This is a genomic window from Stackebrandtia sp. (genome assembly GCF_035643755.1).
Taxonomy (GTDB): domain Bacteria; phylum Actinomycetota; class Actinomycetes; order Mycobacteriales; family Micromonosporaceae; genus Stackebrandtia.
In genome coordinates, this window is sequence record NZ_DASQPW010000036.1 from 1 (window position 1) to 9,753 (window position 9,753).

Below are 9,753 nucleotides of genomic sequence, written 5' to 3' on the forward strand. Positions count from 1 at the left end.
GGGCTTCGGGCTGTGCCACAACGGCGTGTTCACCAAGGTCACCAGCATCGAAGGGCACACCGACGCGTACGTCACGGCCGACGACGTCAACGATTCGGGGGAGGTCGCGGGCACCGCGCAATTCGGTGAGGCCTCCGTGGCTTGGCGATACGTCGACGGCATGTTTCAGATTCTCAAGGGCCCCAGGGATTCCCCGGATATCGAGGATGCCGTCGCCATCGCCGCCGACGGGACCGTGGCGGGGACCGTGTACCACGTCTACGTCTACGACTACGGCGACGAAGACACGTCCTTCGCGTGGTGCTGGGATGCCGACGGCGACAGGACCGAACGGATCGATCTCGACGTGCTCGCCCAGGCCGACTACCGGGAGAGCAAGGGTGGGTTCATCGACGACCGAGGCCGGGTGTACGGGTACGACGACAAGGGACTCTTCGTCATGTACGACCACAAGGCCCACACACTGGCGGACTTCAACACACCCGCCGATCCCACCGACGAAGAGGAGGAAGAGACCAGTCCGAGGAACTCATTTCTCGGGGTCTCGCACGATGGCTCCGTAATCCTCGGCGGGACCTGGAACTCCGACACCGTGCTGTGGACCAGAGGCTAGGGCCTCTGGCCCACGCAATCCACCGTGGGCGCGTCACCGTCGGTTGTGGCGGGTGTGCTGTTGGTGCACGTAATACGGGTACGGCAGGGGTTTCCGGCTCGCCGCGTCGAGGCGTTCCAGCTGGGCGGTTTCGAGCCGCCAGCCCGCGGCGCCGAGGTTGTCGGTGTGGTGGTCGATCGTGCGGGGGCCGATGATGGGGGCCGTGACCCCGGAGGACTGGAGGAGCCAGCGCACGGCCACCTGAGCCGGGGTGCGGTCGGACTCCGCGGCCACCGCGTGCAGCTCGTCCAGCAGGTTCCACGTGTGGTCGGTGGCGTAGTTCTCCCAGCGTTCGAGGTTGCCGCGCTCGGCGGCCTGGGCGATGCGGGAGCCCTCCGGCGGGCCCTGCATGCCGCGGGTGAACCTGCCGCCCAGCCAGCCGGCGCGCAGCGGGCTCCACGGCATGACGCCGATGTTCTCGTTGAGCGACACCGGGATCAGCTCCCATTCGGTCTCACGGTCGAGCAGGTTGTACAGCGGTTGCAGGGCGACGTATCGCGACCAGCCGTGGGCCCGGCTGATGTCCACGGCCTTTTGGAGCTGCCACCCGGACACGTTGCTGGCGCCGAGGTACCGCACCTTTCCGGCCGTCACCAAGGAGTCCAGCGTCGACAGTGTCTGTTCCAGCGCGACGGTGTCGTCGAAGATGTGGGTGTAGTACAGATCGATGTAGTCGGTCTGGAGACGGCGCAGGCTCGCCTCCACCGCGGAGACGATGTGTTTGCGGCCCAGGCCGCCGTCGTTGGGGCCGTCGCCGGTGTTGCCGAACACCTTGGTGGCGATGACCAGGCGATCGCGGTCCTGGGTCTTCAGCCAACGGCCGACGACGTTCTCCGACTCGCCGGCGTTGTAGACGTCGGCGGTGTCGATGAAGTTGCCTCCCGCCTCGACGAAGTCGTTGAGGATGGCCACGCTGGTCGACTCGTCGGTCGGGCCACCGAAATGCATGGCGCCCAAGCACAGTTCGCTGACCCGTGTCCCGGTGTCGGCGAGAAATCGATACTCCATGGGTGTCCTCCCTAGCTTCGATGGGTGCCTGGCGAGGCTAAGACCTCGAGTGCGCTCGAAGTCAAGACCGCTGCACCGATTTCTTCCGGGCGCGAAGCGCCGCCGCCTGGACCATCTCGTACGGAGGGTTGGGGGAACGCCGGTGGGTTCACAGGCGGGCGAGGTGCTGGCCGGGCCCGTCGAGCTTGACGCCGAGTTGCCGTAGGGCCGCCCAGACGCCGACCTGGTTGGCGGTGATGATCGGCTTGCCGACGAGGCGCTCCAGCGGAGCTATCAGGTCATAGGTGGGCAGAAGCGTGCAGGCGACGAAGATGGCGTCGGCGTCGGGATGGTCGCCGCGCATGATGAGGTCGGCGGCGGTGGCGTAGTCGACGGAGCTGATCACGCGCGACTCCAGGCCGAGCCCGTGGCTGGCGAGCACCTCGACGCCCGCCTCGGTCAGGAAGGCGGCGAGTTCGACCGCGATCGGGTCCACATAGGGATGTGCGATGGCTATGCGTCCCGCGCCGAGCGCCGACAACGCGGCGACAAGGGCGCCCGAGGTGGTGACCGCGCACGGCGCGCCGGCAGCGGTCATCGCGTCGCGGAGCGCCCGCTCGCCGTCGACGCCACCCACGAAGCTCCCCGCGGTGCACGAGTAGAGCACCGCGCGAGCGCCGATCGGGACCCGTGCCACCTCCCGGGTCGGTCGGGTGAGCATCGCCGGGTCGTTGAGCCGCGACACGAGCGCGAAGCTGTCGTCCAGCGGCACCGCGTCGGTCCTTGAAATGTGGAGCGAGACCTCCGGCGGCACCCATCGCCACAGCTCGCGGTCGCGGGCGAAGTCGAACGAGGCGACCACCCCGACGGCGACCTGCTCGCCCGGTCCGGTCGGGATCATTGCTCGTCCTCGAGGAGCCGCCGGACGACGATTCCCGATCGGGGCACGGGGCCGGGAGCACGGTTCAGCCGCGCCGCGATCTCGGTCGCGCGGGCCAGATCCGCGCAGGAGACCATGAAGTAGCCGCCCGGCACCTCCTCCGTGGCGGACCCGACGCCGTCGGCCACGGAGGACGCGCCGTCGCGCAGCACCACCGTCCGCAGGTCCGCCGGGGCCGCGAAACCGCCGGTTTCGATCAGCTCGCCGGTCTCGGTGAGTTCGGCGACGAAGCCGGACAGGAAATCGCCGAGCTCGCGCAGCACCTCGGGCGCCGTGGACTCCGCCTCGGACAGTTCGTCCCAGGTGCGCTGGGACATCTGGGGAAAGATCATGAACTTCATGGGTCCATCGTCACCGAGGCCGCGGCGGGTGTCCAACACCGAATCCGCGGCGATTTACGCGGCTGGCGAGTAAATCTGGTAGAAAGCCGGGCGTGGTCAACGACTTGGACATCCGTCTGCTTCGGCATTTCATCGTGGTCGCCGAGGAGCTGCATTTCAGCCGGGCGGCGCGGCGACTGTTCATCGCCCAACAGGCACTCAGCCGCGACATTCAGCGCCTGGAGGCCCAGGCCGGGTCAAGGTTGCTCGACCGCAGCACCCGCCGGACCGCGCTCACCCCGGCGGGAACCAGGCTGCTGGCCCGGGCCCGCGAGCTCGTCGCGCTACACGACACCGCCGTCCGCGAGCTGCGCGGGGAGACCGAGGCGCTGCGCGTCGACGTCGTCGGCCCGGGGCTCACACCCACGGAGGTTCTGGCCGCGGCGCGCCGCATGGCGCCGCACCTGGAGTTCTTCGGACGGTTCCACGCCGGAGAGGACCCCGCCACCACGCTCCTGGAGGGCGGTCAACTCGACGTCACCTTCGGCCGTGCTCTCGACCTCCCGAAAGGGACCCGGCAGCGGCTGGTCCGGTACGAGCCGCTGGCGGTCCTCGTACCCGAACGGCACCCGTTGGCGACCCTGGACGCCGTTCCCCTTGCCGCGCTGCGGGACACGGTGCCGTGCTACCGCACCGGCGATCACGTCACGCCGGGCTGGGAACACGCCGTGCTCCAGCTGCTCGCCGAGTTCGGCATCGAATCGACCGCGAGGCACCCCCGCCTTCAGGGCCCCGCCGAGCTCGCCCAGCACATCAGGCTGCGCGACTTTCCGATCCTCACCATGACCACCCAGCCGCCGGTACCGGGCGCCGTGCTCCTGCCGCTGGTGGATCCGATCCCCTTGTATCCCTGGGTGATGATCTTCCACCCGCGCGCCCGCCATCCCGGCCTGGGCGCGCTGGGCCGCGCCGTCGACGACCTGGCCGAAACCCGCGGCTGGCGGTCGGTTCCCGGCGGTTCCTGGCTTCCCCGCCCGGAATCGGAGGCCTGACCCCGGTCACCGGTTCAGCAGGGTGTCGATCTCGGCGAGCTGGGCGGCGTTCATCGCGGGGCGGTGCATGGTTCCGGCGTTCTCCTCGGCCTGGGCGACCGTGCGGATGCCGGGGATGGGGACGGTTCGCCCGCTGCGGGCGAGCAGCCAGGCGAGCGCTCCCTGGGCGAGGGTGCGGCCGTCGGAGGCGAGGATCTCGCGGATCGCGTCGAGCCGTTCCAGGAACTGTGGGGCGGGCCTGCCGTTGTGGAAGTAGGTCATCCATTCCGGGGAATCGCCGCGCACATCGTCGTCGCCCAGCACGGAATCCGGGCCGTACTTCCCGGTGAGCAGCCCCATGGCCAGCGGGCCACGGTTGATGACCGCCAGGTCGTGGGCCCGCGCGACGGCGAACATCTCGGGGGCGTCGTTGAAGACGTTGACCTGTGACTGGACGGCCGTGCAATGCTCGCCGGCGGCGAAGGCGGCGGCCCCGGCCGGGGCGTCGGTGCTCCAGCCGTAGGCCCGGATCGATCCCTCCTGGACCAGGTCCTCCAGCGCGGCGAGCACGTCGTCGACGCGCTCCGGGGGCGTGCCCGGGTGAAGCTGATACAGGTCGATGTGGTCGGTGTCCAGCCGGTCGAGCGAGGCCCGGCAGGCGGCGCGGATGTAGCCGGGGGAGGTATCGGTGTGGGTGATGGCGCGCGTCGACTCGTCGAAGGCGTTCCCGAACTTCGTGGCGATCACGACCTCGTCGCGCCGTCCCCGCAGCGCGCGGGCCAGCACCCGCTCGCTGTGGCCGGTGCCGTACACGTCGGCGGTGTCGAAGAACGTGACGCCCAGGTCCAGGGCCCGGTGAATGGCCGCGATCGACACGTCGTCGTCGACCGCGCCCCAGCCCGCGGGTTTGCCCCGGTTGGTGATGGGCCCCCCGATCGCCCAGGCGCCGAATCCGATCGCGCTGACCTTGATGCCGCTGCGGCCAAGGGTTCGCTTCATCGCCTCATCACTCCGATCGTTGGCGCGGTGGGATAACCGTGGGGAACCAGGAACGAGGCTAAGACCTCGAGCGCGCTCCAAGTCAAGGCCGGGGCGCTGTTAGCCTCGGCGCGAGTGTCCACCCTTGCGTCTGGCGGGAGTTATCGTGCGCAAACTCGTCTATTTCGTCGCCTCCACCATGGACGGTTTCGTCGCGCCGCCCGACCGCTCCGACCCCTCGGGCCCCGAGGGCATCTTCGGCCTCGAGGGCGACCACCTGGAGGCGATCTTCTCCGAGTGGGCCGACATCATCCCCGTCCAGGCGCGCAGGGCCCTGGACATAGACCCGCCTAACCAGCGGTTCGACACCGTCCTGGAGGGCCGCGTGTCGTACCAGCTCGCGCTGGACGCGGGGATCACCGACGCCTACCCGCACCTTCGCCACCTGGTGTTCTCGCGGACCCTGTCGGCGAGCCCGGACCCCAACGTCGAGATCGTCGCCGGCGACCCCATCGCGCGGGTGCGCCAGCTCAAGGCCGAGCCGGGCAAGGACATCTGGCTGGTCGGCGGCGGAAACCTCGCCCACGGCCTGCTGCCCGAGATCGACCGGATCGTCCTGAAGCTCAACCCCGTGGTCATCGGCTCGGGCACCCCGTTGTTCGACGGGGAATTCGACGCGCATCGGTTCGCGCTGACCGACTCCCACGTTTACGACAGCGGCGTGGTGTTCCTGACCTACGACCGTCGATAGCCCTACGCCCGCGGCGCCGACTTCTCCCGGGCGCGGAAGGCCGCGGCCTTGACGCGGTTTTGGCACGAGGTGGAGCAGAAGCGGCGGGTGCCGTTGCGGGAGACGTCCACATAGACCCGGTCGCAGGACGGGGCCGTGCACACCCCGAGCCGGTCGGCGTGCTCGCTGCCCAGCACCACCGCCAGACCCGTGGCGCAACCGGCGGCCCAGTTGTTGGTGAACGTGTCGCCCGCCCCGTGGTAGTGCAGGTGCCAGGGTTCGTCGTCGTGGCGCTTCAGCAGCGGGCGGGCCTGGGTGCGCTCCAGGACGGCGTTGATGCGGGCGGCGGCGTCGTCCACGTCGTCGTCGGTGATCGCCTGGAAGACGCCCCGCAGTTCGTGGGCCACCTCGGTGATGCCCCGGGCCTCGGCGTCGGTCACCGTGCGGGAGCCGCGCCGCCCGGCCGACAGAGCTGTGGTGACCGCCACATTCTTGTCGATCCCTTGTGGAGCATTATAGGGTCTGCCGCGGCGTTCCCCCGAGGTCAGCGCGTTGATCAGCTCGACCGTCACCGCGACCACGGCGTCGGTGTGACTGTTGAAGTCCACTTGACCAGTTACCACCTTTCGGGCTAGCGTGTGACTGTCAAAAGCATAGTCACCAGTTATTGGCTGGAGGAGACCGCGATGTCCACCCTCACACCTTCCTACGCCCGCGACTGGCTCGACCGCTGGGATCGCCAGCAAGAGGGCTACCTCCCCGAACGCGAAGACCGCTTCACCGCCATCGCCGACGCCGTCGAGGCCGGCGCCGGACGCCCCGACCCCCTCGTCATCGACCTGGGCTGCGGCCCCGGCTCCCTGTCCACGCGGCTCCTGGACCGCCTGCCCAAGGCCACGGTGGTCGCCGTGGACGCCGACCCGCTGCTGTTGGCACTGGGCAAGGCGGCCCACGGCCACCGCGACGGGCTGCGTTTCGTGCGCGCCAACCTGTCCGACGCCGACTGGGTCGGCAGACTCAAACTCGACCGGCCCGCCGACGCCGCCGTCAGCACCACCGCGCTGCACTGGCTGTCGGGCGAGGACCTGCGCGTCATGTACCGCGACCTGGCCACGGTGCTGGACACCGGCGGGCTGCTCATCAACGGCGATCACTTCTTTGTGGACGAAACCCCCACCCTCAAGACCATCGAGGCCGGGCTGGTCCAGTCCGCCAAGGACCGCGCCTTCGGCGGCAACCCGCCCGAGGCCTGGGGCGACTGGTGGGAGGCGGTGGCGGCCGACTCGGCGCTGTCCGGTCTGTACCTCGAGCGCGACATCGCCTCCCACCATGGCTCGCCCTCCGGCCTGCTATCGGTGCACGTCGACGCCCTGCGCGACGCCGGGTTCGGCGAGGTCGGCACCATCTGGCAGCTGGGCAGCGATCGAATCCTGTGTGGAGTCAGGTCGTAGCCGATGCCGCCTCCTTGGCCGACTCCTCCTTGATGTCGGCGATGGACTGCACGATGGCGTCGAACTCCGCGTCGCCCGAGGCGCCCGCGCCGCCGCGTGAGCCCGGCGCGGACGCCTGGCGGCTGAAGCGCGCGACCCCGCGCGACAGGTCGTGGCCGACCGCCTGGGCGTTCACCTCGTAGGTGACGCGCGGCTGGTCGTTGCCGTCGACGAACTTGCGGGAGAACAGGCGGCCCCGCACGATGATGGGGTCGCCGACCTCCAGCGACTGGTACACGTGCTCGCCGAGCGACCTCCAGCACGCCACGCGGATGAACAATTCGTCGCCGTCGACCCAGCGATCCTGCTTACGGTCAAAGCGGCGCGACGTCGAGGCCATGCGGAAATCGGTCAGCGCCCCGGCGGGGAATTGCCGCTGAACGGGTTTGGTGCAAACGTTTCCCACGATGGTGATCTGGGTGTCGAACATGACTTGGCTCCATTTCGCGTGTGTATCGAACTGTGGAGAACCGGCCGGTTCGACGACCAGATTGCCCCCGTGACCGGGGCCGACGCCAAGCCGAATGTGGAGCCTGTGGATAACCATCACATTGTGGAAAACCGCGATGCGGCCCGGGGAATGGCGCAATAGGGTGGTCCGGACATGGATCGGGGCGCCCGACGAACCGAAAGACGGTTTCGCAGGCGCCCCGAACCATTTGCTGACCCGCATACAGAAATAGTGCTTATGACGCCCCGCTGTCAAGCCGCAGCGCCGATGTTGTTACGAGGATGTTATGCGAATTTTGTCCTTTAAGGAGCTCGTGGACACCCTCTCCGGCCGTCCGCCTCGGCTCGGCGACACCCGACTGGTCGCAGTGGACGGACGCTCTGGCAGCGGAAAGAGCACCTTCGCGGGCCGTCTGGCCGAAGCGGCACAAGAGAAATTCACCGATGTCGCATTGATTCACACCGATGACCTGTTGCCGGGCTGGGTTCACCCCACCGGCTTCGCCGACAACCTCGACAACTGGGTGCTGCGTCCCCTGAAAGACCGCGAGCCCGCCTCGTACCCCACCTACGACTGGGTCGCCGACCGCTTCCGCGACACCTGGAGCGACATCGGGCGACCCGCGCTGTTGATCGTGGAGGGAGTCACCACCGCCGCCGCGCGATTCCGTCCCTGGTTGTCGTACGCCGCATGGGTTCGCACCGACGCGGCGGAGTGCCTGCGGCGCGGCATCGAACGCGACGGCGAGGCCATGCGCGGCGAGTGGGACATCTGGCGCGAACGCGAAGTGGACATCCTGGCCGCCGACGACATCGAATCCCACGCCGATCTGATCGTCGACGGCGCGCCCGACATCGCCCACGACCCCGCCGCCGAATGCGTCGTGATCGACGCGAAGCCTTGACGGACAAGCGGTCCGCGGCCCGGCCTCCCTAAGCCGAAGCCGCGGACCGCTATGGGGGTGCGGACCATGCGACGTCATCGCGCATGCGAGAAGTGTAAGCGTCCACGGCACGGATGACGCACGGTCGCGACGTGCCAATCGCTTGTCAGCCAGCCATTTTCGCCGCCGACGAACCGGCGTCGGTCAGGCCGACAGCCGCGACACGTGATGCAGCAGCAGAGCCTCGGCCTGGCAGGCCCGCTCGAACTCCTTCAGGTGCAGGCTCTCGTTGGGGCCGTGCGCCCGCGAGTCCGGGTCCTCCACGCCGGTGACCAGCACCGCCGCCTCGGGGAACAGCTCCTGGAACGTCGCGATGAACGGGATCGCGCCTCCCACGCCCATGTCGACCGGCTCCACGCCGTCCCACGCCTGGCTGAACGCGGTGCGCGCCGCGTCGTATTTCGGGCCGCGCGCGTCGATGACGCAGGGGTTTCCGCCGTTGTCGAGCGTCACCGTCACCTGGGCGCCCCACGGCACGTTGGCCTCCACATGCGACTTCAGCGCCGCGAACGCCGACTCGTAGTCGTCGCCGGGGGCCAGCCGCAGGCTCACCTTGGCGCGCGCCGAACCCTGCAGGGCGTTGGCCGCCTCCCGCGCACCCGGGGCGTCGATGCCCAGCACGGTCGCGGTCGGCTTGGTCCACATGCGTTCCACCAGGCGGCCGGTGCCGATGAACTCGACGCCGTCGACCATCCCGGCCTCGGCGCGCAGCCGCTGCGGCGGGTAGTCCAGCGCGGCGGCCTCGCCGCTCACCAGCCCCGGGATCGCGACATCGCCGGCGTCGTCGTGCAGGCAAGCCATCAGTCGACACAGGACGGTCAGGGCGTCGGGCACCGAACCGCCGTACATGCCCGAGTGCACCGCCTGGTTCAGGGTGCGCACCTCCACATAGGCGTTCAGGACGCCGCGCAGCGAGGTGGTCAACGCCGGGTGGCCGACGTCCCAGTTGCCGGAGTCGGCGATCACGATCACGTCGGCCGCCAGCGCCTCGCGGTTTTCGGCGATGAGGTTCTCCAGCGAGTCGGAGCCGAACTCCTCCTCGCCCTCGACGAACACCGTCACGCCCACGGGCAGGTCATCGCCGAAGGCCCGCAGCGCGGCCACGTGCGCCATCACCCCGGCCTTGTCGTCGGCGCAGCCGCGCCCGAACAGCCGCTCGCCGCTTCGCCGCGGCTCGAAGGGGTCGTCCTGCTCCCAGTCGGCGGGGTCGCCCGCGGGCTGCACATCGTGG

Annotated in this window: 12 protein-coding genes; 5 read left to right on the forward strand and 7 right to left on the reverse strand. The window is 69.4% G+C overall.

From position 1 onward, the window contains the following. On the forward strand, nucleotides 1–613 hold a 613-nt coding region (locus VE172_RS02845; protein WP_324796866.1), incomplete at its 5' end, for a hypothetical protein. A gap of 33 nt (nucleotides 614–646) precedes the next feature. Here VE172_RS02845 and VE172_RS02850 read toward each other — a convergent pair. The 3 genes from VE172_RS02850 to VE172_RS02860 all read right to left on the reverse strand — a co-directional run bounded on the left by VE172_RS02850 (nucleotide 647) and on the right by VE172_RS02860 (nucleotide 2,920). Further along, nucleotides 647–1,660, reverse strand: coding sequence for an aldo/keto reductase (locus tag VE172_RS02850; RefSeq protein ID WP_324796869.1), 1,014 nt, complete (start codon nucleotides 1,658–1,660; stop codon nucleotides 647–649). Nucleotides 1,661–1,808: 148 nt separating this feature from the next. Further along, the gene (locus VE172_RS02855; protein ID WP_324796872.1) at nucleotides 1,809–2,540 is read right to left on the reverse strand and encodes a maleate cis-trans isomerase family protein; all 732 of its coding nucleotides are present in this window, start codon (nucleotides 2,538–2,540) and stop codon (nucleotides 1,809–1,811) included. After that, a complete protein-coding gene (locus VE172_RS02860) occupies nucleotides 2,537–2,920 on the reverse strand; it encodes a YciI family protein (protein WP_324796875.1) in 384 nt (127 codons plus the stop codon). Before VE172_RS02860 ends, VE172_RS02855 begins: the two co-directional genes overlap by 4 nt. A gap of 92 nt (nucleotides 2,921–3,012) precedes the next feature. Between VE172_RS02860 and VE172_RS02865 the strand changes: the two genes are divergently transcribed. Next, nucleotides 3,013–3,951, forward strand: a complete 939-nt coding sequence (locus VE172_RS02865; RefSeq protein ID WP_324796877.1) for a LysR family transcriptional regulator — start codon at nucleotides 3,013–3,015, stop codon at nucleotides 3,949–3,951. Between the two features lie 6 nt (nucleotides 3,952–3,957). Here the strand turns inward: VE172_RS02865 and VE172_RS02870 are convergent, their stop codons facing one another. After that, nucleotides 3,958–4,929 carry an aldo/keto reductase gene (locus VE172_RS02870; RefSeq protein ID WP_324796880.1) on the reverse strand — a complete coding sequence of 324 codons (972 nt, stop codon included), beginning with the start codon at nucleotides 4,927–4,929 and terminating at the stop codon, nucleotides 3,958–3,960. A gap of 145 nt (nucleotides 4,930–5,074) precedes the next feature. Between VE172_RS02870 and VE172_RS02875 the strand changes: the two genes are divergently transcribed. Beyond that, on the forward strand, nucleotides 5,075–5,659 hold the full coding sequence (locus tag VE172_RS02875) for a dihydrofolate reductase family protein (protein WP_324796883.1): 585 nt from the start codon (nucleotides 5,075–5,077) through the stop codon (nucleotides 5,657–5,659). Nucleotides 5,660–5,661: 2 nt separating this feature from the next. Here the strand turns inward: VE172_RS02875 and VE172_RS02880 are convergent, their stop codons facing one another. Beyond that, a complete protein-coding gene (locus VE172_RS02880; RefSeq protein ID WP_324796885.1) occupies nucleotides 5,662–6,246 on the reverse strand; it encodes a CGNR zinc finger domain-containing protein in 585 nt (194 codons plus the stop codon). Between the two features lie 78 nt (nucleotides 6,247–6,324). Between VE172_RS02880 and VE172_RS02885 the strand changes: the two genes are divergently transcribed. Continuing rightward, entirely contained in the window at nucleotides 6,325–7,089 is a 765-nt protein-coding gene (locus tag VE172_RS02885) for a class I SAM-dependent methyltransferase (RefSeq protein ID WP_324796888.1), read from the forward strand. Here the strand turns inward: VE172_RS02885 and ssb are convergent. After that, nucleotides 7,079–7,801, reverse strand: a complete 723-nt coding sequence (ssb, locus tag VE172_RS02890) for a single-stranded DNA-binding protein (RefSeq protein WP_324796892.1) — start codon at nucleotides 7,799–7,801, stop codon at nucleotides 7,079–7,081. The genes VE172_RS02885 and ssb overlap by 11 nt on opposite strands. A 91-nt stretch (nucleotides 7,802–7,892) precedes the next feature. On the opposite strand from ssb, the gene VE172_RS02895 reads away from it, so the two are divergent. Beyond that, nucleotides 7,893–8,483 carry a uridine kinase family protein gene (locus VE172_RS02895; protein ID WP_324796895.1) on the forward strand — a complete coding sequence of 197 codons (591 nt, stop codon included), beginning with the start codon at nucleotides 7,893–7,895 and terminating at the stop codon, nucleotides 8,481–8,483. A gap of 183 nt (nucleotides 8,484–8,666) precedes the next feature. Here VE172_RS02895 and VE172_RS02900 read toward each other — a convergent pair. After that, nucleotides 8,667–9,753 (reverse strand): M20/M25/M40 family metallo-hydrolase (locus VE172_RS02900; RefSeq protein WP_324796898.1); only part of this gene is annotated, 1,087 nt, incomplete at its 5' end.